At 42.9% G+C, this 25,883-nt stretch carries 27 protein-coding genes; 8 read left to right on the top strand and 19 right to left on the bottom strand.

From position 1 onward, the window contains the following. Positions 1–22: 22 nt before the first annotated feature. On the bottom strand, positions 23–1,294 hold the full coding sequence (locus tag F899_RS02940) for a hypothetical protein (protein WP_005220791.1): 1,272 nt from the start codon (positions 1,292–1,294) through the stop codon (positions 23–25). Between the two features lie 113 nt (positions 1,295–1,407). On the opposite strand from F899_RS02940, the gene F899_RS02935 reads away from it, so the two are divergent. Together F899_RS02935 and F899_RS02930 are read left to right on the top strand one after the other, a co-directional pair. After that, the gene (locus F899_RS02935; RefSeq protein WP_005220789.1) at positions 1,408–2,190 is read left to right on the top strand and encodes a class I SAM-dependent methyltransferase; all 783 of its coding nucleotides are present in this window, start codon (positions 1,408–1,410) and stop codon (positions 2,188–2,190) included. Positions 2,191–2,213: 23 nt separating this feature from the next. Next, positions 2,214–2,777 (top strand): hypothetical protein, encoded by a 564-nt coding sequence (locus F899_RS02930; RefSeq protein ID WP_005220787.1) that lies wholly within the window; start codon positions 2,214–2,216, stop codon positions 2,775–2,777. 17 nt (positions 2,778–2,794) lie between these two features. Here F899_RS02930 and F899_RS02925 read toward each other — a convergent pair whose 3' ends face one another. The 3 genes from F899_RS02925 to F899_RS02915 form a co-directional block, all read right to left on the bottom strand. After that, complete coding sequence (locus tag F899_RS02925; protein WP_004890423.1) at positions 2,795–3,205, bottom strand: GFA family protein; 411 nt, start codon at positions 3,203–3,205, stop codon at positions 2,795–2,797. Between the two features lie 82 nt (positions 3,206–3,287). After that, positions 3,288–4,490 carry a TIGR03862 family flavoprotein gene (locus F899_RS02920; RefSeq protein WP_005220785.1) on the bottom strand — a complete coding sequence of 401 codons (1,203 nt, stop codon included), beginning with the start codon at positions 4,488–4,490 and terminating at the stop codon, positions 3,288–3,290. 3 nt (positions 4,491–4,493) lie between these two features. Then, positions 4,494–5,138, bottom strand: coding sequence for a class I SAM-dependent methyltransferase (locus tag F899_RS02915; RefSeq protein ID WP_171063870.1), 645 nt, complete (start codon positions 5,136–5,138; stop codon positions 4,494–4,496). A gap of 83 nt (positions 5,139–5,221) precedes the next feature. Here F899_RS02915 and F899_RS02910 point away from each other — a divergent pair, with 83 nt between their 5' ends. Together F899_RS02910 and F899_RS02905 are read left to right on the top strand one after the other, a co-directional pair. Then, on the top strand, positions 5,222–5,407 hold the full coding sequence (locus F899_RS02910) for a DNA gyrase inhibitor YacG (RefSeq protein ID WP_004813427.1): 186 nt from the start codon (positions 5,222–5,224) through the stop codon (positions 5,405–5,407). 144 nt (positions 5,408–5,551) lie between these two features. Next, complete coding sequence (locus tag F899_RS02905) at positions 5,552–5,731, top strand: hypothetical protein (RefSeq protein ID WP_005220781.1); 180 nt, start codon at positions 5,552–5,554, stop codon at positions 5,729–5,731. Positions 5,732–6,245: 514 nt separating this feature from the next. Here the strand turns inward: F899_RS02905 and F899_RS02895 are convergent. The 5 genes from F899_RS02895 to F899_RS02875 form a co-directional block, all read right to left on the bottom strand. Beyond that, entirely contained in the window at positions 6,246–6,890 is a 645-nt protein-coding gene (locus tag F899_RS02895; protein ID WP_005220779.1) for an MBL fold metallo-hydrolase, read from the bottom strand. 21 nt (positions 6,891–6,911) lie between these two features. After that, positions 6,912–7,919, bottom strand: a complete 1,008-nt coding sequence (gene hemH, locus F899_RS02890; RefSeq protein WP_005220778.1) for a ferrochelatase — start codon at positions 7,917–7,919, stop codon at positions 6,912–6,914. A 67-nt stretch (positions 7,920–7,986) separates the two neighbouring features. Next, entirely contained in the window at positions 7,987–9,015 is a 1,029-nt protein-coding gene (locus F899_RS02885; RefSeq protein ID WP_005220776.1) for a DUF4062 domain-containing protein, read from the bottom strand. A 128-nt stretch (positions 9,016–9,143) separates the two neighbouring features. Beyond that, entirely contained in the window at positions 9,144–10,007 is an 864-nt protein-coding gene (gene murI / locus F899_RS02880; protein ID WP_005220774.1) for a glutamate racemase, read from the bottom strand. A gap of 48 nt (positions 10,008–10,055) precedes the next feature. Continuing rightward, complete coding sequence (locus F899_RS02875) at positions 10,056–10,667, bottom strand: DUF1285 domain-containing protein (protein ID WP_005220773.1); 612 nt, start codon at positions 10,665–10,667, stop codon at positions 10,056–10,058. Between the two features lie 185 nt (positions 10,668–10,852). On the opposite strand from F899_RS02875, the gene F899_RS02870 reads away from it, so the two are divergent. Then, complete coding sequence (locus tag F899_RS02870) at positions 10,853–12,565, top strand: electron transfer flavoprotein-ubiquinone oxidoreductase (protein ID WP_004890452.1); 1,713 nt, start codon at positions 10,853–10,855, stop codon at positions 12,563–12,565. A gap of 160 nt (positions 12,566–12,725) precedes the next feature. Here F899_RS02870 and F899_RS02865 read toward each other — a convergent pair whose 3' ends face one another. Both F899_RS02865 and F899_RS02860 read right to left on the bottom strand, forming a co-directional pair. Then, positions 12,726–13,676 carry a hypothetical protein gene (locus F899_RS02865; protein WP_005220772.1) on the bottom strand — a complete coding sequence of 317 codons (951 nt, stop codon included), beginning with the start codon at positions 13,674–13,676 and terminating at the stop codon, positions 12,726–12,728. 23 nt (positions 13,677–13,699) lie between these two features. Continuing rightward, positions 13,700–14,071, bottom strand: a complete 372-nt coding sequence (locus tag F899_RS02860) for a hypothetical protein (protein ID WP_005220771.1) — start codon at positions 14,069–14,071, stop codon at positions 13,700–13,702. A 62-nt stretch (positions 14,072–14,133) separates the two neighbouring features. On the opposite strand from F899_RS02860, the gene F899_RS16040 reads away from it, so the two are divergent. Then, positions 14,134–14,274, top strand: a complete 141-nt coding sequence (locus F899_RS16040) for a 4Fe-4S dicluster domain-containing protein (protein ID WP_082180223.1) — start codon at positions 14,134–14,136, stop codon at positions 14,272–14,274. Positions 14,275–14,331: 57 nt separating this feature from the next. On the opposite strand, the gene F899_RS02855 is transcribed toward F899_RS16040, so the two are convergent. The 5 genes from F899_RS02855 to tusA form a co-directional block, all read right to left on the bottom strand. Further along, positions 14,332–16,035: a T6SS phospholipase effector Tle1-like catalytic domain-containing protein gene (locus tag F899_RS02855; protein ID WP_005220770.1), complete on the bottom strand. Its 1,704-nt coding sequence runs from the start codon at positions 16,033–16,035 to the stop codon at positions 14,332–14,334. A 4-nt stretch (positions 16,036–16,039) separates the two neighbouring features. Further along, a complete protein-coding gene (locus tag F899_RS02850) occupies positions 16,040–16,495 on the bottom strand; it encodes a hypothetical protein (protein ID WP_005220769.1) in 456 nt (151 codons plus the stop codon). 103 nt (positions 16,496–16,598) lie between these two features. Then, positions 16,599–17,513, bottom strand: a complete 915-nt coding sequence (locus F899_RS02845) for a DUF4123 domain-containing protein (RefSeq protein WP_005220768.1) — start codon at positions 17,511–17,513, stop codon at positions 16,599–16,601. Continuing rightward, the gene (locus tag F899_RS02840; protein WP_005220766.1) at positions 17,514–20,153 is read right to left on the bottom strand and encodes a type VI secretion system Vgr family protein; all 2,640 of its coding nucleotides are present in this window, start codon (positions 20,151–20,153) and stop codon (positions 17,514–17,516) included. It lies immediately after the preceding gene. Positions 20,154–20,402: 249 nt separating this feature from the next. Next, the gene (tusA, locus tag F899_RS02835; protein ID WP_004813458.1) at positions 20,403–20,660 is read right to left on the bottom strand and encodes a sulfurtransferase TusA; all 258 of its coding nucleotides are present in this window, start codon (positions 20,658–20,660) and stop codon (positions 20,403–20,405) included. A gap of 201 nt (positions 20,661–20,861) precedes the next feature. Between tusA and F899_RS02830 the strand changes: the two genes are divergently transcribed. Beyond that, positions 20,862–21,701 carry an HlyC/CorC family transporter gene (locus F899_RS02830; RefSeq protein WP_004813460.1) on the top strand — a complete coding sequence of 280 codons (840 nt, stop codon included), beginning with the start codon at positions 20,862–20,864 and terminating at the stop codon, positions 21,699–21,701. Further along, complete coding sequence (gene lnt / locus F899_RS02825) at positions 21,698–23,260, top strand: apolipoprotein N-acyltransferase (RefSeq protein ID WP_005220764.1); 1,563 nt, start codon at positions 21,698–21,700, stop codon at positions 23,258–23,260. Before F899_RS02830 ends, lnt begins: the two co-directional genes overlap by 4 nt. A gap of 200 nt (positions 23,261–23,460) precedes the next feature. Here the strand turns inward: lnt and F899_RS02820 are convergent, their stop codons facing one another. From F899_RS02820 to gspF, 3 genes are all read right to left on the bottom strand, one after another. After that, complete coding sequence (locus F899_RS02820) at positions 23,461–23,796, bottom strand: hypothetical protein (RefSeq protein ID WP_005220762.1); 336 nt, start codon at positions 23,794–23,796, stop codon at positions 23,461–23,463. Between the two features lie 284 nt (positions 23,797–24,080). After that, positions 24,081–24,548, bottom strand: a complete 468-nt coding sequence (gene gspG, locus F899_RS02815) for a type II secretion system major pseudopilin GspG (protein WP_227499334.1) — start codon at positions 24,546–24,548, stop codon at positions 24,081–24,083. Between the two features lie 88 nt (positions 24,549–24,636). Then, positions 24,637–25,842 (bottom strand): type II secretion system inner membrane protein GspF, encoded by a 1,206-nt coding sequence (gene gspF / locus F899_RS02810; RefSeq protein WP_004813469.1) that lies wholly within the window; start codon positions 25,840–25,842, stop codon positions 24,637–24,639. Positions 25,843–25,883 lie beyond the last annotated feature (41 nt).

Raw genomic sequence — 25,883 nt, 5'->3', positions numbered from 1 at the left:
TGTTTTTAAGTGATATTTCAAGTTAATTTGCTTCACTGCGTGTCACAAAGTGCGTATTTTTGTCACTGTCATCAACAAATGCCGCTGCACCGTATTCATCAGTTTTGAGACTTAATTCCTTATAACTGAACATATAGAAATCTGTATAACGTTTCATCAAAATTGGGTGCATTCCGACCGAAAGCGGTTCCTGTTCCTTGACCAGCTTCATCATATGACGGTCATTCATGACGACGAGATAACGTTCGTCATTCAAGCTGATGGTCAACAAGCTGTTGCCGCGCGCATAAATTGGAATCAGGAATTTATGGTTCAGCGCAATCGCCTGATCGGCATAGCTTTCAATCTTGTTACTGATGACATTGAACACCAGACCATGCCCATAGATATCCAGCAGGATCTGACGGTTTTCCTGCGGCAGGTTGACCTGAATGCCGAGTTTCATCAGATCATGCTGATCCACCTGTTTATTGCTGAGTAACTCACGCAAAATGGTCTGCTTCTGATTAGCATCAAAAAACTGTGAATCGAGTTGCAGGTCATTATTTTTCAGGATACGGCCCAAGGCCATCCGATGCCGTGGCAACAGGTTTTCGATCACCTTACGGTAATAAAACTTGCTGTTCTTTTTGACCCGGCGCATCTTCTGATAAAAATAGCTGGCATCAAATTCATGCAGCAGGAAATCATTCACCAGTTCGGAGCTTGCCAACACGGCAATGGCATCGTGATTGGTAAAAGCCAGATGCAATACGTGATGTGGCGGCAGGACTTCTCTGAGTTTATGATAATGCGCACGATCCTGTGCATAGTGCGGATCATAAATAATAATGTATTCACGATCCTCACTGACATCTGCCTTCGTAATGCGCATCTCGCCATTCAGTTCCGGCTGATAGAACATGTTATAACGGGCGTCTTTCACATCTTCCGGATCAATCGAGTATTGCGGCACCATGGCTACGGCGCGCTGTACATCCAGAGCATTGGAATATTTAATTGCCGCATAGCCGCCCATTGAACCGCCATAGGCAATACGCTGCTCAAATGGTGCAATCAGTTCAGCAATTGCGTCCAGCATGGCTTGCATAGACGCTTGTGGAAACCAGGATTTATCCTTGGGCATAATCCCGAGCACATTGAATTCAAACTTTTGCAGCGACTTCTCTGCATTGATGGTGGTTCCCTTGGCACGGGTAATCAGATCCCCAAAGGAGAAGATCAGTTCTGAAGATGAACCCGGCATAAAGATTGCGCGAATGTGCTCATCTTCAAAGACGATTTGTTTTTCCATAACTTTCCCATGCCTATAAAACGAACGCTTCCATTACAAATTCAATGGCGCAAAACGATGCAAAAATGAATATGCTATTTTATAGCGAAGACCAAGATTAAAAAGCGCAAAATATGACACAATCATTACATCCTGCTGCACAACAAGGTTTTAGTAGCGCTGCTGAGCGCTATCAGCAGGTGCGCCCAAGTTATCCTGAAGCATTAGTACCCTGGTTGCAACAGCAGCTTGGCTTACCCCATCATGCCCAATTACTTGATTTGGGTAGCGGTACCGGTAAATTCCTGCCCCAGCTGAAATTACTCAGTTCGCATATTCTGGCGGTTGATCCTGTCGCAGAGATGTTAACGCAACTCAAGCAGGTTCATCCAGATATTCCGACCTTGCAGGCGATGAGTGACGCCCTGCCGCTAGAAAATGCCTCGATGGATGCTGTATTTTGCGCACAGTCTTTTCACTGGTTCGCCAATTTCGACAGCCTTAAGGAAATTCATCGGACTCTGAAAGATCAGGGCTATCTGGTCCTGATCTGGAACCAGCGTGATATTAATGTCGACTGGGTCAAAGCTCTGGCAGAATTTATTCTCCCCATGGAAGGCGATACGCCACGCTACCATAGTGGTCAATGGCGCAATGTGTTCCAAGATCAGCAGCTGTTTCGACCGGTAGCAGAAACGACTTTGCAGCAGTTCCATTCTGGAACCGTCGAACAGGTGGTGTCCAAACGTCTGCTCTCGACCAGCTTTATCGCCGCTCAGTCTGATGATGCACAGCAGCAACTCAAATCTCAGTTTGAACAAATCCTACGAGAACATACTGGCAAGCAGCCTGATGAACAGATTGACTTCCCCTATATTACCCATGTCTATATCTTTCAAAAAATTCTAACGCCTTGATAAAACTTTAACAGGACAAAATAATGCCAAATATTCAGAATCTCAGCCGAATCACCTTGCTTACATCCACCCTGTTGCTGGTGGCGTGTAATCAGAAAGATGCGCCGAAACAGGAAGCGGCTCAGCAAAATGAAGCAGCTGAAGAAGTGATGAAGGAACTGAAAACACAACCGGTGAAAGATTTTCCGCAAACAGCGGATGATCAACATGATATTGCCGTACTGGATGACTTTGAGCAGCGCCTGCAATCCTTAAATGAGGATATCGAAGCTGAAACTGAACGCATGCGTAAAGAAGGCAATCTGACTGAAGAATTTATGCAGCAACGTCAGCGTGACCATATCCAGTCTGCACTGACTTTATTAAAAAGTCTGGAACTGAAAACTGAACAGGGTCGTTATATTCAGGGACTGATTTATCAATACTGGGAACAACAGCAAAAACTGCTGGGCACAACCTCTTCAGATAAAGCGATCCAGCATGATGCCAAGGAAAGTGTAAAAGGTTTGGGACAGTATCTGCATGCTCAGGAACAGCTGGAACACTGGCGTAACCAGTATGCAAAAACTCAGGCTAAAGTCCAATAAGACTGATCTGCTTTCTGTTAAGGACGTTCATGATATTGCGCTAAGGTATCGTGAATGTCCTCCCACTCAGCTTTAGAACCGACATAGAAATGGCAAGTCGGTTTCTGCTCAATCGGTGTATCCAGACTGCCAATACGCAGACGATAAACATCCGGCAGATCTGCTTTCACGCTATAAATCGGAGAACCACATTCGCTACAGAAATTTCGGCTCACGCCAGTCGTGGTAGTGAATGACTTGAGTAATTTCTGTCCTTGCAGCAGATGAAAATCTGCTTTAGCAATCGGACTATTGGTAGCAAAGGCAGTACCGGTAGCTTTACGGCAACGGCGGCAGTGACATTGAATAATATCACCCAGCGATCCACGAACTTCATACTGGATTCCACCGCAGAGACAGCTACCGGCATAATGATCTTGAGTCGACATATCAGCAAACCTCCTTGTGAATAATTTTCGCCCAATATAGCCTAAAAAATTACTGACTGTGAATGTCTAAAATATCTTCGCTTCAAGCAGAATCAGACAGATAAGCCGCGACACCTTCACCCGCTGCACGACCGGTTGCCATACAGGCAGTCAACAGATAACCACCGGTGGGCGCATCCCAGTCCAGCATTTCTCCACATAGGAATACATAAGGATTGGATTTAAGTTGCAAATGTTCCGTCAGCACATCACGTTTTACACCACCTGCGCAGCTAATCGCCTCTTCAATTGGACGGAATCCCTGAAGAGAAACCATCAACTGTTTAATTTGCTGTGCCAGATGTTCAGCATCCTGCCAGATATTTTTAGGCACCAGCTCTCGCACCAGTGCAGCTTTAGCGCCTTCCAGTCCTGCCTTGCGCCAGACATTGCTTAAAGACTGCTTCTTGCTGGATTGCAGTTTATGCGCCAGTTGTGCTGCGTTTTGATCGGGAAACAGGTCCAGATACAGTTGCATGGGCTGCCCACGTTTGACCTGTTCACGCAAACCACGTCCCTGTTTATAGATCAAGCCACTTTCAAGACCATAATGACTGATGACGATATCACCCATAGTCTTGTCACTGCCTTCCACCCAAGCTGCAACCCGTTTCAGTGGCTGACCAAAGATGGGCTGTATAAACCTAGACCATGGATACTCCACTCCGACATTACTGGCCTGAAAAGGCTCAATTTCTTCTGTCTTTAGCCATGCTTGCCATTGACCATCACTGCCAAGCTTTGACCAGGATACCGCGCCACAGGCGAGGATAATCGCATCAAAGAGTTCTGTTCGTAGCTCATCAGTTTTCAGATCCAATAGTTCCAATTGATTCTGTTTTAACTGGGTCACCTGATGGCGGTAATGAAACTGTACCCCCTGCTCGGCCAGACGTTTTAACCAGGCACGTAACAGCGGAGCGGCCTTCATTTCGGTTGGAAACACCCGTCCAGAAGAACCAATATAGGGTTCAATGCCCAAACCTTGCATCCACTCTTGGATCCAGGCAGCATCCCAGCGTTTTACCCACGGCGCTAGCCATTCAGCCTGATCATAACGCTGGATAAACTGTTCCACCGGTTCAGCATGCGAGATATTCAAGCCGGTCTTGCCTGCCATCAGAAATTTGCGCGCAGCTGAAGGCTTCTGCTCATAGACATGTACGTCATAATGCTGCTGGCTCAGCACCTCTGCTGCCATCAGCCCTGCCGGGCCGGCACCAACAATCGCAATGCGTTTGCTCATGGCTTATTCCACAGGCGCAACATTTTGCCCCTGCAGAGGCTGGAAATCATCAAAGCGGGTGGTATAACCCTCAGGTTTCGTAATAATGAGCTGCTGACACAATTCACCACGTTCCAGATACTTGATCTCAAAATGGGTACGGGCCGAATCGGATGCAATGATCTGCTTGTCATAGGGCAGGTTCCATAGCTCTTTCATCTGCTGTTCAGCTTCATCGATATATTCCGGAATATTACTTGCCAACGTAATCGAACCACCTGTTTTCAGCCGTGATATCAAAAATTCAAAGAACGGCATATTGGCCCAACGCTGTGCCGGGTTATGTGGCTCCGGGTTTGGATACAGGACAAAGAACTGCTCTACCTGGCCAGGATACAGTGCATGTACCACCCATGGCAGAGCATCAGCATGTACGGTTTTTAAATTTGGCTGGCCTTCCAATTCATGCTGCTTTTGCATGGCCAGAAATTTTTCACGGGTCCGTTCAATTGCAATCAGTTTGTGCTCTGGATGTGTCCGGGTAAATAACAAGGCATGCTTGCCCTTGCCTGCACCAATTTCGACACAAATCGGTTCAGGGCTGATGCTTTGAAAATCACGAGGGGCATGCATACGCTGCGCTTGAAATTGACGAATTGGCATAATCAGATCAAACTAATGAAAACCGCATAAGTCTAACAAGTGCGGCTATGTTTGCCTAATTGAATCCAATTTTTTGTGGAGTATTGTCCATGCCAACGACCTTGAAATGCCCACGTTGTGGTGCACTGACTACGTGGGAAGACAATGCGTTTCGTCCCTTTTGTTCCGAACGCTGCAAGATGATTGATTTGGGTGCCTGGGCCAATGAAGACTATAAGCTGCCGACTCAAGATGCTCCGCAAGCTGATGGAGGCCGTGAAGAAGACCAGTTTTAAATGAGACTGACCAGAGGAAAGGAATTCGGATTGAATTCCTTTTTCATTTGGTGCTAGACTAGCCTAAAAACACTATATTATTGATTAATAAAATAAAATTTAAATAACTATTCCAATAAAATAACAAAAAAAGAGGACATGCCGATGTTTATCCTCCTGCTTAAAATTTTTATGCTGTTTTTGATCCTGCTATGCTGCACCAGTATTGGCCTTGGGCTCTGGAAACAGGACTATATCTTTATCTTGATTGGTATCCTGCTGGTTCTGGCCATCGTGATATTAAGACTGCAAATCCGGCAACTGCAACATGATCCTTTCGCTTGAAGTAAAACCCAAAATATTTGCACAGTCTGTTAAAAATTCTAGCTCAAAGAAGAATTACTTATAAGTTTTATTAAACTAAGGTCAGTATTTATCTTGAATTTATTTTCGGTCAAATGTTAAACTGCGAAAACATTCTATATAGTTGATAATAAAATAATTTTCACTTTAAACAAGTAGGAAAACATAAAAATTTAAAAAGAATATCAATGACTTATCTTTTTGGGGATTTATAAATGTTAGTAATTATACTCAAGACTGTCATGTTCTTGTTTGTTCTACTATGCTGTCTCAGTATTGGCACGGGTATCATGCGCCATGATTATTTTTTTATTAGCATTGGTATACTCATTGCACTGGCTTTTTGGATTATTAAACTTCAGGTACATAAACTACAAAATGACCCTTTCGCTTAATATGTAATCTGTATAACCCATTAACCCACTCAAATAAAAAAGGAATCTAGAATCGATTCCTTTTTCATTTTTTAGATAACTACTACGTGTACATTAAGCGCTTAACCTGCTTTACCTGCGACAAAAGGATTATGCTGCTTTTCAAAACCAATCGTGCTCATTGGACCATGCCCTGAGATAAACTGGGTTTCCTCAGGCAGGCTAAAGCATTCACGTTGAATTGAATCAAGTAATTGCTGATGATTGCCACGTGGGAAGTCAGTACGACCAATCGAACCCTTAAACAGCACATCCCCCGTCCACAGCAAACCATGATTGCGGTTATAAAACATGACATGACCTGGAGTATGACCGGGTGCAAAGCGGACTTCGAATTCTTCGTTCCCCAGTTTCAGTACTTCACCGCCTTTCAGCCATTCAGTCACTTCTACCTTTTCCGGAATCGGGAAGCCATAACGAGCAGATACTTCCTGAATCATCTCCAGCCAGAACGCATCATCCTTATGTGGACCAATCACCGGCACATTCCAGGCTTTTTTCAAAGCACCCACCGCTCCAGCATGGTCTAAATGACCATGGGTCAGCCATAATGCTTTGACCGTCAGACCAAGCGCTTCGACTTCTGCTCTCAGTTTTTCTGGCTCACCTCCGGCATCAATTAAAACTGCTTCTTTGCTGTCTGTATCCCATAAAATGGAACAGTTTTGCTGAAAGGCAGTTACAGGAACAATTTTGACTTGGAGCATAGGCTTTAAAACCTCAAAAAATTAGTGAGCGAGAGTATGAGTCAATGCATCAAGATTAGCCTGTAGCAATGAATTGAGCAATTGCAAATGATCTTCGCGGCTATTCAATGCCGGAATGTAGCTATAGCGTTCACCACCATTCGCCTTGAAGGTATCCGCATTTTCCATTGCCAGTTCTTCTAGGGTTTCCAGGCAATCTGCCGAGAAAGCCGGACTCATGACCTGAATCGATTTCACACCCTGCTTGCCCCACTCTTCAATCAAGGCATCGGTATAAGGCTTAACCCATTCCTGCTTGCCAAAACGTGACTGGAAGCTAATCGCATACTGATCTTCAGATAACCCTAAAGCTTTAGCCACCAGTTTCCCGGTGATACGGCAACGGTCAGCATAGGGATCGCCTTTATCGGCATAAGGCTGTGGAATACCATGAAACGACATTAACAGCTTTTCTGGCTTGCCATGAATCGCCTGATAGTCACGCACACTCTGTGCCAATGCCTGAATAAACAGTGGATGCTGATAATAATCACGAATCAGTGATAAACCCGGAAGATTACGCTGAGTCAGTATCCATCTCGCGACCGCATCGTACAGCGGCGCAGTGGAAGTGGCTGAATACTGCGGGAATAAGGGCAACAGGATCACGTGATCCTGAGGTTGTGCGCTGATCTGGCTAAGAACAGTCTGAATGTTCGGATTGCCATAGGTCATGGCGGGCACCACATTCAGCTCGAATTGCGGATAACGCTGAGTCAGTTCTACTTTGACTGCTTCAACCTGTTGCAGCAGGATTTCACGCATGGGTGAATCTTTAGCCCATACTTGTGCATAAGCCTGCGCAACCCGTTTAGGACGGAAAGGTAAAATAAACAGGCGCAAAATGATCTGCCAGAGCGGTTTGGGGATTTCAATGACACGCTGATCGGACAGGAACTGCTGCAGAAAAGTTCGTACTGCGGGAACGGTAGGAGCATCAGGGGTACCGAGATTTGCCAGGATAATGGTGACTTTCGGTTTAGCAAACATTCAGATCATCCGTCTTAAGGGGTCAACCCCTATACTTTAACAGTTTTCAATAAATTTATAATATGGATTAATATACTGACTTATATTGAAAAACCCGATCTTTATCCAGTAAATTACTTTCTATCAGTTTCTGGGCTTTAGCCGTGATCTGCCATAGTAAACGCTGACGGTCATCACGGCCAGTCGGTACAATCCAGTCATTTTGTCGCATCTGCATTTTCAGGCTATGCAAGGCACGAATGTTCATCTGTGCACGTGCCACGGCATGAGCACGTGGCATTTCTATACGTGCATCTTCCAGACCGGTTTCATTTAAATATTCATTCAGGCGCTTAGAGAAGAATTCTTCTGGCGTTGGATTGACAAAGGTAGATCCAAGAATTGCCAAAAGTTCAGCCCAGGTCAATTTTTTCTGAACTTTGAGTTCTTTAAAGTTACCATCCTGATAAGCATGCATGCGGTACTCAAAAGAAAAAATTTCATGCATGGACACTTTAGGCAAGCTTAAGAAAGGATCAGGCTCACGCTTGCCTGCTTCTGCTTCCATTTGGGCAATACGTGCCTTGAGCTGGTCAATTTCATCATGCAGGGCTTGGGCATTTTGGGGACGTACCCAGCCAGTCACCGGATAGCGTTCTAGCATCTGGGGCATGTTCAGGCGAACTGCCATTTCCAGATCACGCAGGCTACGATAGGTAAAGACCTGATCGACTTCATTTTGTAGCAGTTTTCGGAATTCATTGAATTTTTCACGCAATTCCGCTTTGGCATCATGCAGGGACGGCTCACGAGAGGCAGGGTCATCATGCATAAATACAATAATCGGTTTCTGCTTAGTTACTGCATAGATATATTCAAGGTGCATATAGCCAACGCCAGAAACGGACTGTTCACCGTACTGGCTTCCCAGCAGGATTACCACATAATCACAGTCATCAATTTGACGGCGAGCAAAGGCAGTACTGAGTGGATTACGCTGTTCCAGCCCCCAAGAGAAGAAGCCCATACCCACCAGCGTCTGCGACAAGATGATACGCTCTGGCTGCATTTCCGAACCAGATGTGGATATAAAAACCTGATAACGTTTATCCAGCATTCCAAACCCTCTCCAACTACCGCGAATATGCACAGTTCACCTCGATTTCCATGAGCTGTTGCATATGCGTGCCCCACTTAAAAATATCAAATTTTAAAATAATGTAATTCACTGACTTAAAACTCAGCTTATATATTACTTACAGACCATTGAATATCATCCGGAATCAGGTGCTGTATAACCGGTTGAACTTGCTCAGCATTTTGACCACTGACAAAAATTTCGATTGTTACACTTTCTTTACGCTCGCCTTCAAATAATAACTCATTTTTGATCAAAATACGGGCGGTTTGTCTTGCAACTGCCAATCCAGAGTCAATCAATGTCATTTTATGACCAAAAATATACTGAATTGACGATTTTAGGAAGGGGTAATGTGTACATCCAAGTACTAAATAGTCTGCACCCTGATCTACAACTGGTTGTAAAATCTTGGTTAATGTCGCTAGACACGCGGGACTCATCTGCTCGCCAGCCTCGACAAAAGGCACCAAATCCAGACTGGTGACTGGGATCACGTTTACCCCAGCTGGCTCGGCAAAACGGGTCATGACATCTTTGATCAGCTGACCGCGGAAGGTTGCTGGTGTCGCAAGCACTGCCACAGTTTTGGATTGGGTCGCCAAAACTGCCGGCTTCAGAGCCGGAACCAAACCGATAATTGGAAAACGCTCGCCATAATGCGTACGCAAATAATCCAGACTAAAAGCTGAAGCAGTATTACATGCCACGACAGCAGCCTTGCAGCCCTTGCGATATAACCATTCAATTGCCTGCGCAGTGAGTTCACGAATGTCCTGATCCTCACGCGGACCATAAGGCACATTGGCAGTATCGGCATAATAAACGAAACGTTCATTCGGTAAATGGCGCGCAATTTCCAGTGCAACAGAGAGGCCTCCGATTCCTGAATCAAAAATCCCAATGGGTGCATCTGCAGTAACATCAATAATGGGATCGAGTGTAGACGGAATCGGATAAATGGCGCTCATACAGGGGCTGTTTGCTCAAATGGACAGACATGGCACAAAGCTTAAAGCTCAGGTGCCTAAATGCAAGTCTAAATCACCACTTTTCAAGCTTAATACCGTGTCACCTTCAGAATTTTCGACGAGCTCACCCATTTCTACCAGATGTAAAAAGGCAGCTCGCTGAATCAATGCATTAATGCCAAAACGCACATGCACATAAGGGCGCTGTTCATCACCAAAAGTACGCATGAAAATTGGATGTTCTTTATCTACGATGATTACATCCTGCGTCGTTGTCGTCAGCTGAATATAGCTTTTTCCATCAATTTCTACCTGATCAGCCTGCCCTACAAATAAGGGCTCATCTTCGACTTCAATTTCGATCTGCTCAACTGGGGTTTTGAGATAGAATTTGCCATCTTCCTTCCAGAGCACTGTTGAGAACAGGTCAATCATGGCTTGGCGTTTAATCAATTGACCTTCGTGCCACCATTCTCCATTGGCTAAAACCTTCAAATCCATTGTGCCACAATGCTTTGGCTGCCACTGATCTAAAGGGGGTATTGACCTTTTGTGACTGCCCTGTGCATCTTTTATGTATTGTGCAATATTTGTTAAATTTTTATCATCACTCATGGCTGTTTTTTTCGTCGGATGATTCATTTCTGCTGACTTATCCATAGTAGAAGACCTTAATGACGGAAAAATAATATGTTTCAGCCAATTGGCTTAAACTGGGTTTAAAACTATACTAGCCCACAAGATGAAAGACACTAATCTTTTTGTGTCCAGGAATTATAAATACTCATGGCAGCACCCGATCATCCGATTATGGTTGCCACCGAATGTAATATGAGGAGTCCCACATGGAGCACATCGAACGTGAATCGATGGAGTTTGACGTAGTCATCGTAGGCGCAGGCCCTGCGGGTCTTTCTGCTGCGATCAAAATCCGTCAGCTTGCAATTGAAAACAACCTGAATGATCTGTCCGTTTGTGTCGTGGAAAAAGGCTCCGAAGTCGGTGCTCATATTCTTTCTGGTGCTGTACTTGAACCGCGTGCCATGAACGAGCTGTTCCCGAACTGGAAAGAAGAAGGCGCACCTTTAAACGTCCCAGTGACTGAAGACAAAACCTTCTTCCTGCTCTCTGATGAAAAATCACAAGAAGCTCCGCACTGGATGGTGCCTAAAACCATGCATAACGATGGCAACTATGTCATCTCACTGGGCAATGTGGTGCGCTGGTTAGGTCAAAAAGCCGAAGAACTTGAAGTGTCGATCTTCCCGGGCTTTGCTGCCTCTGAAATCCTTTACCATGAAGATGGTTCAGTCAAAGGTATCCAGACGGGTGACATGGGCATTGGTAAAGATGGCGAACCAACGCATAACTTCACTCCAGGTTACGAGCTGCACGCGAAATACACGATTTTTGCTGAAGGCTGCCGTGGCCACTTAGGTAAACGCCTGATCCAGAAATTCAACCTAGATAAAGATGCAGATCCACAGCATTACGGTATCGGCATTAAAGAACTATGGGAAATTGATCCTGCCAAGCACAAACCGGGTCTGGTCATGCATGGTGCTGGCTGGCCACTCAATGAAACCGGTTCTTCAGGTGGCTGGTGGTTATACCATGCTGAAAATAACCAGGTGACTCTGGGCATGATCGTGGACCTTTCTTATGAAAACCCACACATGTATCCATTTATGGAAATGCAGCGCTGGAAAACCCATCCACTGATCAAGCAGTATCTGGAAGGTGGCAAACGTATTTCTTATGGTGCGCGTGCCGTAACCAAAGGCGGTTTTAACTCTCTGCCGAAATTCACTTTCCCAGGTGGTTCTTTAATCGGTGATGATGCCGGCTTCCTGAACTTTGCCAAGATCAAAGGCTCACATACTGCGATGAAGTCAGGCATGCTCTGCGGTGAAGCGGTATTTGAAGCAATCAAGGCCGGTGTAGAGAAAGGCGGTGACCTGGCAGTTGCACGTGTAACTGAAGGCGAAGATTTCTTCGTGAAAGAATTGACTGCGTATACAGACAAGTTCAACAACAGCTGGTTGAAAGAAGAGCTGTATAGCGCGCGTAACTTTGGCCCTGCAATGCATAAGTTCGGTCAATGGATGGGTGGTGCATTCAACTTTATCGACCAGAACGTGTTTAAAGTACCGTTCACACTACATGACCTGGTGCCAGACTTTAAGACATTGAAAACTGTTGATGCGGTGAACTTCAAGCCGAACTATCCTAAACCGGATGGCAAGCTGACCTTTGACCGCCTGTCTTCAGTGTTTGTATCGAACACGGTACATGAAGAAAATCAGCCTGCTCATCTGAAACTGACCGATGCTTCAATTCCAGTGAACGTGAACCTGCCAAAATGGGATGAGCCAGCTCAGCGCTACTGCCCGGCAGGTGTATACGAAATCATGGAAAATGATGACGGTTCGAAGCGTTTCCAGATTAATGCAGCCAACTGTGTGCATTGTAAGACCTGTGACATCAAAGATCCTTCTCAGAACATCACCTGGGTAACACCGGAAGGTGCTGGTGGTCCTAATTACCCTAACATGTAATGTTAGGTTAGGGTAATTCTTGCGAAGCAGTGCTTCTCATATCCAAATATGTAATTTGATATGAATTAAAATAAACCCGCTCAAAAGCGGGTTTATTTTTATAGGATACTTTTAAATACCTAAATATTTTTAGATTTAAACAAGTTACGATTGTTTTATTTTAGCCAATTAAATCTTTATTTGTTGCTTCTAAATACCAAATTGTTTCGCCCCAATCATTTTCTAATTTAGGGAAAATATCTCCCTCTGTAAAATACCGTGAATTAGACTGATTTGCGGGACTCCACCAATAGCCTGTTTTCGGACATTTTTGGCCTGCTAAAGCTTTTAAATTTTCTATAACCATAGACTCTACTGTACCGCCTTGATCTGAAATTCTTTCTATTAAAGTCCAAGAGGTTTCAAAATATAATTTTTCTCTAGTTTCCTTATTTCTACATGCATATCTAGGTGCAAAACCATTATCATCTTCTTTACTACTTGCCAGGAATATCAATTTATTATCATATTCATTGCATACATAAACCCCTGTTTTATTTATTTTTTCTTTAGATCTAACTATATTTCTTGAATCTAAACGATAAATAGGATAAGAACCTGGCAACTTTATATTTATTCCATTAAATATTTCTGCCTTTGGAAACTCATTATTAAGAAACCCTTTATCCCAATATGTTGGATATGTTTTTTCAATAATTAAAGCGTATTTTTTCGAAATTAAGTAATAATCCCAACATTGTTTAACTTTGTTATGAGGTAAATTATTCATCCAATAGAAAGAAAATTCACTAAGACCTTTATCATTTGATCGAATTTTTGCCGCACAATCAAGATATGTAAAATCGCCTGATTTAATTTTTATATAAGCAATATCAATACGATCCATCGTATTTCTTAGATTTGGCAATACTGTTTCTCCCCAATTAATATCTGCCTGCTCTGAAGAAGGTAAGGTTCTCAAGTCATGAGGCAAATTATGAATATAAAGCTCAAATAATCCCTCTAATCCTGTTAAAAAATTATGATAATTATTTCTCATTATTTCAAAAAAATCTAAAGAACTAAATTTTTCCAATAAATAGGCTTCTTTAGGATGGACGCTATTATTCATATTAAAAACCTAGAATTTATATATTATTTTGATTTATTTTCCGAACGAGGAGCCAAAGTATAATCTCCTAATCGTGTTTCTAAAGCTGGCACACCTACAATTGAAAAATCACCAATTATTGTATCTGTACCATACCCCCATCCAGTTAATTTACGTTTACTTAAGCCGGAAGGGATCAAATCTTTAGGATCCAAGACTATTTGTATTCCCCCACCTTTTAAATAAAACTCACCTCGCTGTTGAGAGGCTGCTGAACCTTCCCAACCATACAGTTTCTGACCTTTTGGAACAGTATACTCAAGATATTCCCCATTACTATTCCAGCTTGCCCAAACTGCAAACTTATCTCTCCATTCCTCACGGCTTTTCAATTTATCAAACTCAGATTTTCTCATCCAACAGATACTATTATCCAAACTTCCGGGCGCTGGATTCGACTTTCAATTTTTAACATGTTATACATTTAAACACTTATTATTTTTTTTTACTCATCATTGATACAGCCAACTGCGCACGCTGTAAGACCTGTGACATTAAACATCCTTCACAGAATATTATGTGCGTTATACTTGATCTTGCTGATGGCCGAACTATCTAATATTTAATTTATTGAATAAGGGATTCTCATATACAGATTTTTTATTAACTTTCAAAACTAATTATTCTGAGTTTTTTCAAATTCATTATTTTCATAAGCTATTTGTTCGTGGATAGGCCCTAATTTTTTATCGACTCTTTTACCTTTCCAACTTCGTTTTGATTCATATACCGTTCGTTGTCTAAAGTAACTAAATGGCTCTGCATTATAGATGAAACCATATTTCGAATCGTGTACATAGCTTGAATAAAAATCTACTGCTTCTTGTGAAACATTTTTTTCCCAACTCTGTAACTCCCAATCATCTATATCAACTAAAAACTCATAAGCTTTAGCAAGTGGATAAATAATTCTAAATACGTGTTTTATACCTGTTAAATTGGATTGATCAAATGTGGTGAAGTTTTTAGCTTTTTTAACTCTTTCAACTTCAGTGGCCATATCAGCAGGACCTGTTGGTAAAGAAAATCCTGCTTCTTCTCGAGCAATTTGACTCACTGAAAGATAGGCTGGATCTTCTTTTGATTTATCTGCTGCTAAATATTGTTGTCGTTGACGATGTAAAGTTCCATAGGCACCATATTGAATCTTCATATAATTTTTAATATCTTTTTTTACATCACCTGTCGAGGCTCCTGCTGCTTTTTGAACGGCTTCGAAAAGTTGCTGGGTTTTATCTTCTATCTGAAATTCATCTTCAAATAAAATAGGGTCTTCTTTTTTAAGACTTTCATAATTAAAAATTTTAACACCTGAATTTTCAGCACTTTCAAGCATATCTTTTAAAGGTATACGTGCAAAATTATTACTAATGGTTTGTGAGTTCGGCTCATAGCCACCACCTACATCGGAATGCATCCCAGGATAGACTATTTCTTTCCATGTTCTTGGATTAGCTAATTTACCATTTATATAAATTGAATCTACTGGAAAAGCAAAACGTAATTCATTCCCAGCAACTTGATGAACGCAATTTTTTACTCTTAGATCGACTACCATGTCTCGACCTTTGAAACTAAATTTATTTGGCATATTCGTCGCCGGTAAACCAAAAGATGCAACAGTATCAAATATGCCTAAAAACTGAATTTCCATCGGTACAGGATCAGCCTGACCTGAGATTTGATACTTTAGACTCAAATCCTCAGTTTCAGTTTTCCAAATCATTTCATTAGAAAATACCCGTGCCAGTGCAGCCCCGCGTGAGAAACCAAAGATCGATAAATTAACTTTTTTGATTAGACGATGTTCGTTGAGCTTTGCCTCCATTTTAACTATCGCTTCATTTTTTCGCGCTTCAACTTGAGGCTTTAAGGCCGCCTCGGCTTGGGCTATTTTTTGTTTTAAGGTGTTTTCCAAACTTTTACTAATCTGACTCTCACCATATTCTAAGCGTCTTCTACCACCAATGCCTGTAAAACCGCCCGAAAGATCATGATCTTGCACTTTAGCTATTATGTTATCAACTTTGCTCAGCTCACCATTAAATGGGGTTCCAACCCCAGAAACATAAATAGGATGATTTAACTTCACTGGCGACTTTGTACGCTCAATTTCGAATAAACTATAAGATTGTGCATTTCGCCATAACTTTGCTGGGTTGGCGAGTTTTCCTTTATCTTGGTCTGCTTCTAAATTGTTTCCTGTCCCATCAAAAAAAACAGAAATATTAACTACATCAGCGCAATCTTGCTTGGATTGTGGATGCAGATTACTGACATCTTGATTGCTATTTTTTATTTTTTGTAATTGAGAAACCATATTCTTACCTTTTCATTTTTTTATCATTTTCATTTAATTCATCAATTAATTTCGATCTCACATCTAATCCTTTTTTTGTAGCATCAGGCATATTCCGCCCTTCCGTCAATGTGATTTCAACCGTATCATCCGGATAAAGATGTACAGCTAAATAACTTTTTCCTTTCAAATCCTCTTTGGTTAAATAAGGAACATTTTTTGCGACGTGTTGTTTACGAATATTTGTTTGTCCCCATGTAATATATTGTGGTCCAGTAATAATCGCAGATCGTTTGGTGGCTGCACCAAATCCTCCTCCGACTTCCTCGCCATTTACCTGTACAATATAAGGTCTATATCTTGGATCATAACCAAACGATGTCGTCGTAAGAACATAGGTTTTACCGGAACCTGAACTGCATCCCACCAAGCCTAAAACCAGGCCTGCTGGTAGCATCACAATTTTTTTAAATATATTCATAACATCCCCTATAATTTTTAATTTACTTAAAGAATATTCCTAACTTCACGCGTTGCTTTGATGATTAATTAATTGTGTTAGCATAAAGTTCATGTTTTATGATTTATTCGTTTTCTTCAACTGGACTCTCTAAGTCTTCCATCGCCTGATCCATTGTGATCATCTTATTCTTCACTTTTAATAGCACACTTTGAAGAAGGTCATCTTGTTCGAAATTATTTTTATATATCAAAGTTAGACAAATAAAATTTAAAATATCCCGAGTACCTTCCAAACCATATTCACGTGCTAATGCTATTTTTTCCACAACATATGGGTAAAGCTCCCATTCCTTAAAGTCCTCAACCAAGAAAGGATTATTCAGATTTAGATAATAAATCAAATGATCAGGAAAGGTTGCTTCTACCATCATGTCTTCTTGTACTGGCGTAAACGTAAACGGATTTTGCCAATCATAAAATTTCAAAGATTCATGACCATTACCGCCGATGATTTTATGTAATTTGTCTTTTCGATCCCAATACCACCAACTATGAATAGGCTCTAATAAAACTTTCTTCTGCTGGTCTGATAACACTTGCTGCTTAACATAAAGAGTCTGGTCTGAAATTTGACCGACTAAAGTACCAAGAATAGCTGGATCCCAAAATGCTAAATACATCTCTAATCCACTTTTAAACTGGACATTCAGAAATTGCCTCAAATGTGAATATAAACTATCAAAATCTAAAGAACTGATTATTAAGGTTAATCGAGGAGTCCCAACCATGCGTTTGGAGATATATTGCCACTCGACATTATGATTGTGTCCGAGTTGAATCAAATGAGGTGAGATTTCTGCAGCTTTATCACCAGCAGCTTCTGTTAATAAATTGCGATAATGTAAATGTGAATTCTTTTTTAAAAACCAACTGTCTTGTGCTGCATCAGCCAAAGCATAAATAAAATAAGTCTTATGTTCCCCAGATGGATATTCTTCAAAAAAATAATGTAAATCAGGGTGTAATAAATTTATCATTTATGAACCATCCCCTTTATTGACAAATGCCCCACGTTGACTTGCTCTTCGTGCCAGACATTCCCAACACACACTTTGTGGGAAGAATGGTAAGTTCATATTTACTTTCATGCCAGGTACAAACTGATGCTGCCCCGCCTTCACCTCAAACTTGCCACCAGTGGTTGGCAAAACTCCTGAACTACTGATTTCAATCTGTGACCCGCCCGCGGTTAGTACAATCTTTTTGGCTGCAGTAATTTTGATCTGATCTTCAGTAGAGATAATTTTGATACCTTTACGCGCAATAACATCTATTCCATCTCCTTGTGCCTGAATCTCGACTTTGCCTTTACCTGCATATAAACGTGCTCCGTCTTGCACTGCGAACAGGCTTAGTTTCTGGCTGGCATGGGCAATTAAAGATTGTTGTGTACTCAGGTTAATACTCTCTCCTGCACTTTGACTAATCTGACCATCAGCAGATAAATGAATGTCCTGCTGGGTACTCAGCGCAATCGATTGTGGTGCCGTTAAGATCATGATTGCCTGTTTAAAGGCAGCAGCTTTTTTCTGATCCTGTTGTTCAATCTGCTCAATCAGGCTTTTTAAATTCTCAAAAATTTCCAATGGATCAGTTTGCTGATTTTTAGCCACATCACTGAGCACCTGACTCATCTGTAGAGCTGATTGAAGCTGGCTTTTCGCTGGTTCAGCATCCATATGTGAACCATCTGCAGCTCGCTGTTTATGAGTCGAGATCAACAAACCTTCACCGGCACGGACTGCACCCCATTGGTCAGTTCTCAGTTCAAAACCTTCTCCACGCCCTTCACTTTCAGCCTGTTGTTTCGGATGACTCAAATCACCCAGGTTAAGTTGACTCGCAGCATGGCTGCTATGCAACTGTGCACTGATCTGTCCGGTGGTATCATCAAAACGTAACTGGTTAAAACCTTCTCCTTGCACTTCTTGAGAGCGAATACCACTAAGTTTTTGGGTCTCTGGTAAGCGTCCTTTCTTGTCAAATTTTGTTGGTGAACGCTGACCTTCATGAATTCGGCCCACCACAAAAGGCCGGTCAATATTGCCATCAAAAAAGTCGACCACAACAATCTCACCAATACGTGGCAAGAAGCGCACACCATAACCTTCCCCTGCCCAAGGCGTGAGAACATCTACCCAGGCCGAGTCAGCATCACTGTCATTCGTTCCGGCTCCATTATCATGGGTATGATCGTCCGGACGGGTGAATAAAAACCGGATTTTGATGCGTCCCCATTCATCCACATAAATGTCTTCACTTTCTGGCCCGACTACTTTTGCCCGTTGCGGGCAGGCTGGTGGTCGATGCAATAAAGGCTGATATTCAGGAACCAAAGGAATATTGCGACGTTGTAAGACTAAATGATTGGCCTGGCGCTCATCAGCATCTTTAACTTCTGTCAGCTGCCACTGGCTTTGCTGGATTAAAGCATTCACCTGTGCATTCAGGTCTTTGGGTAGATTATTCTGGTTATAGAATTGCTTGGAAAGAATCAGAAATTCTTTATCAGCTACCTGATGCTGGTCAATTTCTGGATGCTGATCTAGTCGGAACCAGTAACCGACTTGCGCATCACGTACAGTGCATGTTGCTAAAAACTGCTTGGTCTGCGCATCATAAAAATGTTGCAGGTTCTGGTTAATTTTCTCAATTTGCACATTTGATGCTGACGTGGCCTGGTCCTCATGCTTGAGGTCAGTGACCCATGCCGGACTGATATGCCAGGCCTGTTCCAGTCCCAGACAGGCATTATCCTGAGTTTGGCTATGCTGATGCCTACTTTGTACTGAACCTGCACCTTCTTCCTGACTCAAGCAATCAGCATGCCAGCGCTGGATATGTACAGCAGTCGGCTGTAATTTTCGTTCTGCAATAAAGCTGGTCATGCTATCTGTCTGTTCGGTAGCACTAGAACGGTGGAAACGGATTACCCGGCGGCTTAGAGCCTGATATTGACTATTATCATCAATCAATCTGAGTTTCTGTGCTGTAATCGGTGCAGAGGAATGTAGGAGCAATAGCTGAGATTCATCAATCAGCCAGTTAATACCTTCACTGCGCCATAAACGGGTTAAAAATTCATAGTCAGTTTCATTTGACTGCATACTAAAAGGACGCACATCATAGGTCTGCTGCAAACCGGATAAATCCAGCTTGAGTGCAGCCGCAAATAATGGGCTTTTACTCTGCCATTCCTCAAATAATATTCTGGTAATATCGCGGACACTTTTGTCCATAAACACACGACTATTCCGGCGTTTATGCCAAAGTGAAGTGGCATCTTCCAAAGTAAGTTTATAAAGCGTTAATGCGCCATCACTTTGCCCCTGAACTGCCCGGGTAATAATGCCTGAACTGCGAAACAGCTGCCCTTGGTCTGTCACCTGATCTACCGCGACCTGTGTACCTATGAAGCTTTTGAGAGGAATCAGGGCATTGCTAGATAAACAAATAAGTTCAATCGTCAGTCCTTGATTGAGCAGATGCTGTCCATCAATACGCTGCAGAAAGATTTCCGAATTAAGCTGTTGATTAGAAAACTGAATATGTAAAGCGCGTTTCTGTGCGCTTAATCCCAAATGTTCGAGTAGTTGAGCAATAGAATTTCTAATCATTTTTATTTTTATGCTTATTTTTTCGGCATTATAATAAATTTAATTGATTAAGCCTAGCCAGTTTGGTCTGATGGATTTGCTTCAATGATTCTCTGACCAGCGAAAATATGTTTGCTTGCTAAAGAGATAGGCTTCTTTAAACTTTATCGCTTTAAACTCAAGTTTTTATTGTGAAATAGGCTTCACGCCCAGAAAGCATTGATTAATCGAAGCAGGGCAAATAATTCAGTTCATCTGCCCAACACGTTATTACCCTTTCTTTACCAGATAATGAAACTCTTTATTGCCATTTTCATCCAGGCGTTCTTCCTGTAACAGTAATTCATGCCCCAAGTGCATACAGAATTTTGGAATATCCCATGAAGTCGAATTATCCGTTGCAAACACCTCAACCACATCACCTGACTTGGACTTACGAATCGCCTGATGCAGCATCATCACAGGTTCTGGACAGCGTAAACCGCGGGTATTTAGTTGCAGGCTAGGAGTAATTTCAGCTTCAGACATCGGCAGGCTCAGGAGGGAAAGACCAGGTTATTTTAACATAAACATGTGTCTGTACCCATGACTGGCTTTATTGCCATTTTCGTTTTAAGTAGTTGACTGCGACAGTCACGGTCGCCTTAAATAATTGCAATAGACAACTGCATTTTCTGCGGTATGATAAAATTACATTTTTTTAGATATTAAGAGTTTTTAGGAAAGATCATGCACGAGGAATCAGGCCCGTCGTGGGGTATGCGCGGCTTACGCAAATGGCTGGGAACCGCTCCCGAAACTCGCGACGAACTGCTAAAACTAGTACAAGATTCACGTCGATTTCTAGAACCCGATACTGTAGCGATGCTAGAAGGTGTACTCGACCTTCCAGCGACCAAAATTCGTGAAGTGATGACACCACGCACTTCCATGATCAGCTTACAGGAAGATGACCAGCTTCTTGATATTCTGCATGTTTTGGTAGAATCAGCGCATTCACGCTTTCCCGTATTTTCATCAGATCAGCCTGATAATGTGGTGGGCATTTTGCTTGCCAAAGACTTGCTGCCTTTCCTGACCGAACCGACTTCTAAGGTGGATATTCGTGCCTTAATGCGCCAGCCACTGTTCGTACCTGAAAGTGCACGTTCAGATCAGGTTTTGCGTATGTTGAAAAATACCCAGACCCATATTGCAGTCGTAATTGATGAATATGGCTCCACTTCTGGTCTGGTGACATTAGAAGACATTCTGGAAGAGATTGTTGGTGAAATTGAAGATGAACATGATATTGCTGATGAAGAAGCACTGTATATTGTTCCCGACAATGATCCGACCACAGCCAATACCTGGATTGTGCAAGCACTGACTCCAATTGAGCATTTTAACAATATGCTCGATGCCGACTTTTCTGATGATGAAGTAGAAACCATGGGTGGCCTGTTATTGCAGGAAATCGGATTGGTGAGCGATTTAGAAGGTCAGGTGATTGAGCTTGGAAATTGGATCTTTACCATTCTGGAAGCGGATGCCCGTTCTATTCACTCGATTCGGGCTGTGCGCCAATGAGGGCACATTTCGACAAGTTGTTGAAGCAATCTGAAGGCTCTGAGCAACCTCCACTGATTTATCCACTGCTGCTGTCTTTATTTTCCGGTGCCATCTTCAGTTTTGCGCTGGCGCCGTACCACTATTGGTGGTTGGCCATCCTGTCTCCGGCGCTGCTTTATGCTTGTCTGCGTAAACGCAGTGCCAAACAGGCTTTTGGTATTGGCTGGGCTTATGGCATTGGTTTATGGTTTGTCGGTGCATTCTGGTTGTATACCTCGATCCATGAATATGGTGATACCAGCTCATTCCTTAGTGTCGTGATGATTCTGATCATGGCCTTGGTCATGGGTCTATTTACCGCAGTACAGACCTTTATCTACCGTCGCTTCTTTCCGGAAACCCCTCTGACCTTTGCGCCATTGTGGGTACTGTTTGAATGGGCGAAGACCTGGGTCTTTACAGGTTTCCCATGGCTATTTGCCGGCTATGCCTTTACCGAACGTTTGCTGGATGGCTATGCGCCACTCTTCGGTGTGTTTGGCGTATCCTTCGTGGTGATCATACTGGCTTGTGCTTTGGTTGAGATTCTTAATCGTCGTGTGTTCTGGGCAATCCCATCCCTGCTGCTTTTGCTGGGTGCCTGGGGAGCTTCGCAACTGACTTTTGTAGAACAGAAAGAAGGCACTAAGCCACTCAGCGTGTCCCTGATTCAGGGTAATATTCCACAAGATTTGAAATGGTTGACTGAATATCAGGTTAAAACCCTGCTGATCTATGCCAATCTGACCAAGACCGAATGGGGTCGTGATTTGATCGTGTGGCCAGAATCTTCGATTCCGATGTTTCAGGCCGATATTCCTGATTTCCTGGATGCGATGAAAGCACAGGCAGAGAAATCCGGAAGCTCCTGGGTTACCGGTATTCCTTATTGGGATCTGAAAGAATCCCAAGCCGAAGGCACACCTAAGTATTACAACAGCATCATGGCCATCGGTGATGAAGCGAGTGGGCTATATAAGAAACAGCGCCTGGTGCCATTTGGTGAATACATCCCACTTTCCGGCGCGCTCAGCTGGGTACTTCCCGCTTTGCAAAATGATCCATCTATGAGCGGTTTTTCTCGTGGGGCAAATGATCAGCAACCGCTAAATATCAAAAATCAGCATCTAGGCTCTGCGATTTGCTATGAAGTCGCTTATCCGAATCTGACCCGTCGTAATGCCAGTCAAAGCGACTTTCTGGTAACGGTATCTAATGATGCCTGGTTTACTGGAACTGCCGGACCGCAGCAACACCTGCAAATGGTACAAATGCGGGCCAAGGAAAATGGTCGCTGGTTTATCCGTGCTACCAATACCGGTGTAACCGCCTTTATTGATCATAATGGTCATATCGTGAAACATGCGCCTATGGATCAAGAAGCGGTATTACGCGGTGAGTTGCCAGCAATGCAGGGTGAAACACTGTATACGAAACTGAGTGACTGGCCTGTACTGATTCTCTCAACCCTACTGTTATTACTTGGATGGCGTTTCCGCCCACGTAAAGTGGATGTCAGCTTTAAGTCGAGAAGATAATTTCTTAAGTTCCCCGTCCTGAGCTAATTTTAAAGCACTGCTTTTTAAATTAGCGCAAGTGAGGGTTAGGGAGAGGTAAATTTTTACCCTCTTCTCTTGCAAAGCAGTGCTTTTCATCTCCCAGAGGGAGAAAAAATTTTATGCAGTATTTTAAAATAAAAACCGAGGCTTATACCCCGGTTTTTTTATTGAGAAAATAATTAAATCTGTACAGCAAGATAGGACATCATACTGGCCAATGATAGCATCGGCAGAAAACGGTAGAGCTGAACCACGCCACGCTCAAAGGATGAAATTCCTTCCTGTTTCACCTCCATGACGCTGGCTTTTAATGCCGACCAGAAGCACAAAGCTAACAGGCTGCTCATCAGACTCAATGCAAAGAAACCTACCATGATCTGGCTGCTACCTTCCGTGCTTTGCCACAAATGCAAAACTGCTTGGCTCACCGGAAGAATGCTTAGAACCAAAAAGACAGATTTCAGCATCGACCAATGAAACTGATTTATTTCATCTCTTAAAATTAATGCTTTCATACCTATCTCCTTTGGCCGAATTTGTGCCATAGAAATCATTATGAGCTTTTTTATAGAAATGAAAAGTCTATATTTATTCATATTTTACGATAATTGTAATCGATAAACATGGGAATAATTCTTATTATGACTATCAAATAGAATAGATTATAAAATTAATTTTAAATTCATGTATTTAGATTATATTTATGTATTAATAGTTATTATCACTTCACTTAGTATTGAAATATCTAATTAAATGAAGTGATATATTCCATAAATAAGAAATTTATAATGGTTCTCAATTAAGGCTGATAATAAATATCCGCATCTGTGCCTTCACCGCCAGACTGGCCATCGGCACCAAATGAATAAAGGTCAAATGAACGTCCATCCGTACCAGGAATGACATATTGCAATTCATTATCCCAACTGTCTTTCGGATAACCGCCTTTGACATAGCCACCCGGTAACCAGTTTTTTGCAGATGCAGGTTTGTTGACTAAAGCATCTAAACCACCTTCCTGCATACTTGGATACTTACCATTATCCAGCTTGTACTGGTCCAGAGACCCGGCCACGCTTTGCAGTTTGATCACTGTAGTATCAACTTTTGCCTTCTCACCACGGCCCATCACGTTAGGTACGATCAGTGCAGCCAATACGCCCAGGATCACAATCACGACCATTACTTCGATCAGGGTAAAACCCGAAGCATGTTTGATACGCGTCATACCTGAGCCTGTTTTTAAAGAATCTGGCTGTTCATTCATCATCTCAGTCCTTTTCACTCCATGTCTCTCATTGCTTAATTTTGAAAATCTGTTTGGGCTTATAATTGGAATTCTACCCACACTTTATTTAAATCATATTATTCATATTCACAATTGGCAGCATCACCGCAATTACGATTACTAACACAATACTTGCCATCAGCACCAGCATAAGAGGTTCCAGCAAAGCCAGTAACGTCGAAATCAGTGTGGTCACTTCACGGTCCTGCATGGTTGATGCCCGGTCCAGCATCCGGTCTAGTTCCCCGGAAGCTTCACCACTTCGAATCATTTGTACCATCATCGGTGGGAAATAACCACTACGCTCCAGCTGGGTCGCCAGGTTGCCGCCTTCAGTCACCTTTTCTGCTGCCAGATTAACGGCATCACGAATGACCCAGTTATTGCTGACCGCCGCACCAATCTTTAAGGCATCGACCAGCGGTACCCCAGAACGAGTTAAAATGGACAGGGTACTGGCAAAGCGTGCCGCATTAATCCCACGTGATAGTTTGCCAAATAGCGGTAATTTCAAGGTCAGGCGGTCAAAAGCATAATGTCCTGCGGTGGTGCGTAGAAAACGCACCAGCAGGAAAATAGCAACGGCACTACCAGCCAACATGAAAGGCCAAGCCATCCGGATAAAGTCACTGGCTTTCATCAACGCGACCGTGATCCATGGCAAAGCATCTTTGCTCTGGTCAAAGGTTTTGACAATGTCTGGAACGACATAGGTCATCAGGCCCATCACAATGGCAAAGGACATCAGCAGCAGAATAATCGGGTAAATCATCGCACCCTGAATTTTTTTCTGCATGGCAAAGCGGTTTTCGGTATAGTCCGCCAGCTGGTCCATAATCAGGTCCAGATGTCCGGAACGTTCACCGGCAGCAATGGTTGCAATATACAGTTCCGGAAAGCGGCCGGATTGCTGCAAGCCCTGTGCCAGACTATGCCCTTCCAGCACCTTGGAACGCACCGACATCAGCAGATTCTGTACATGCACCTTTTCGCTTTGTTTACCGACGGCGCGAATGGCTTCTTCCAGCGGAATACCGGCGGCAACCAGAACAGAGAGTTGCCGGGTCATCAGTGCCAGGTCATAAGCTGTAAGGCTTTTTTCAAACCAGCGCGGCCGGTAATGCTTGTCCTTTTGCTCGACTGGATCAACAGACACCGGAATCAAGGCTTTGTCCCGAAGTTGCTGACGGATCTGACGTGCAGAGTCCCCTTCCAGTACGCCTTTTTGCTGCTTACCCGAAGCATCAAGCGCGATAAATTGATATGCTGGCATTGTAATGCTCTAATTTTCCAAAAATTTGCCCCAACGCAGTT

Source organism: Acinetobacter sp. CIP 101934 (assembly GCF_000369585.1).
Lineage (GTDB): Bacteria > Pseudomonadota > Gammaproteobacteria > Pseudomonadales > Moraxellaceae > Acinetobacter > Acinetobacter schindleri.
The sequence above is the reverse complement of the archived record's forward strand: the minus strand, read 5'-3'. Positions and strand labels throughout refer to the sequence as shown.

What these genes read in the sequence shown, in the direction of transcription:
- F899_RS02940 (WP_005220791.1), bottom strand. Translation starts at nt 1,294, where the DNA reads ATGGAAAAACAAATCGTCTTTGAAGATGAGCACATTCGCGCAATCTTT.
- F899_RS02935 (WP_005220789.1), top strand. Translation starts at nt 1,408, where the DNA reads ATGACACAATCATTACATCCTGCTGCACAACAAGGTTTTAGTAGCGCT.
- F899_RS02930 (WP_005220787.1), top strand. Translation starts at nt 2,214, where the DNA reads ATGCCAAATATTCAGAATCTCAGCCGAATCACCTTGCTTACATCCACC.
- F899_RS02925 (WP_004890423.1), bottom strand. Translation starts at nt 3,205, where the DNA reads ATGTCGACTCAAGATCATTATGCCGGTAGCTGTCTCTGCGGTGGAATC.
- F899_RS02920 (WP_005220785.1), bottom strand. Translation starts at nt 4,490, where the DNA reads ATGAGCAAACGCATTGCGATTGTTGGTGCCGGCCCGGCAGGGCTGATG.
- F899_RS02910 (WP_004813427.1), top strand. Translation starts at nt 5,222, where the DNA reads ATGCCAACGACCTTGAAATGCCCACGTTGTGGTGCACTGACTACGTGG.
- F899_RS02905 (WP_005220781.1), top strand. Translation starts at nt 5,552, where the DNA reads ATGTTTATCCTCCTGCTTAAAATTTTTATGCTGTTTTTGATCCTGCTA.
- F899_RS02895 (WP_005220779.1), bottom strand. Translation starts at nt 6,890, where the DNA reads ATGCTCCAAGTCAAAATTGTTCCTGTAACTGCCTTTCAGCAAAACTGT.
- hemH (WP_005220778.1), bottom strand. Translation starts at nt 7,919, where the DNA reads ATGTTTGCTAAACCGAAAGTCACCATTATCCTGGCAAATCTCGGTACC.
- F899_RS02885 (WP_005220776.1), bottom strand. Translation starts at nt 9,015, where the DNA reads ATGCTGGATAAACGTTATCAGGTTTTTATATCCACATCTGGTTCGGAA.
- murI (WP_005220774.1), bottom strand. Translation starts at nt 10,007, where the DNA reads ATGAGCGCCATTTATCCGATTCCGTCTACACTCGATCCCATTATTGAT.
- F899_RS02875 (WP_005220773.1), bottom strand. Translation starts at nt 10,667, where the DNA reads ATGGATAAGTCAGCAGAAATGAATCATCCGACGAAAAAAACAGCCATG.
- F899_RS02870 (WP_004890452.1), top strand. Translation starts at nt 10,853, where the DNA reads ATGGAGCACATCGAACGTGAATCGATGGAGTTTGACGTAGTCATCGTA.
- F899_RS02865 (WP_005220772.1), bottom strand. Translation starts at nt 13,676, where the DNA reads ATGAATAATAGCGTCCATCCTAAAGAAGCCTATTTATTGGAAAAATTT.
- F899_RS02860 (WP_005220771.1), bottom strand. Translation starts at nt 14,071, where the DNA reads ATGAGAAAATCTGAGTTTGATAAATTGAAAAGCCGTGAGGAATGGAGA.
- F899_RS02855 (WP_005220770.1), bottom strand. Translation starts at nt 16,035, where the DNA reads ATGGTTTCTCAATTACAAAAAATAAAAAATAGCAATCAAGATGTCAGT.
- F899_RS02850 (WP_005220769.1), bottom strand. Translation starts at nt 16,495, where the DNA reads ATGAATATATTTAAAAAAATTGTGATGCTACCAGCAGGCCTGGTTTTA.
- F899_RS02845 (WP_005220768.1), bottom strand. Translation starts at nt 17,513, where the DNA reads ATGATAAATTTATTACACCCTGATTTACATTATTTTTTTGAAGAATAT.
- F899_RS02840 (WP_005220766.1), bottom strand. Translation starts at nt 20,153, where the DNA reads ATGATTAGAAATTCTATTGCTCAACTACTCGAACATTTGGGATTAAGC.
- tusA (WP_004813458.1), bottom strand. Translation starts at nt 20,660, where the DNA reads ATGTCTGAAGCTGAAATTACTCCTAGCCTGCAACTAAATACCCGCGGT.
- F899_RS02830 (WP_004813460.1), top strand. Translation starts at nt 20,862, where the DNA reads ATGCACGAGGAATCAGGCCCGTCGTGGGGTATGCGCGGCTTACGCAAA.
- lnt (WP_005220764.1), top strand. Translation starts at nt 21,698, where the DNA reads ATGAGGGCACATTTCGACAAGTTGTTGAAGCAATCTGAAGGCTCTGAG.
- F899_RS02820 (WP_005220762.1), bottom strand. Translation starts at nt 23,796, where the DNA reads ATGAAAGCATTAATTTTAAGAGATGAAATAAATCAGTTTCATTGGTCG.
- gspG (WP_227499334.1), bottom strand. Translation starts at nt 24,548, where the DNA reads ATGAATGAACAGCCAGATTCTTTAAAAACAGGCTCAGGTATGACGCGT.
- gspF (WP_004813469.1), bottom strand. Translation starts at nt 25,842, where the DNA reads ATGCCAGCATATCAATTTATCGCGCTTGATGCTTCGGGTAAGCAGCAA.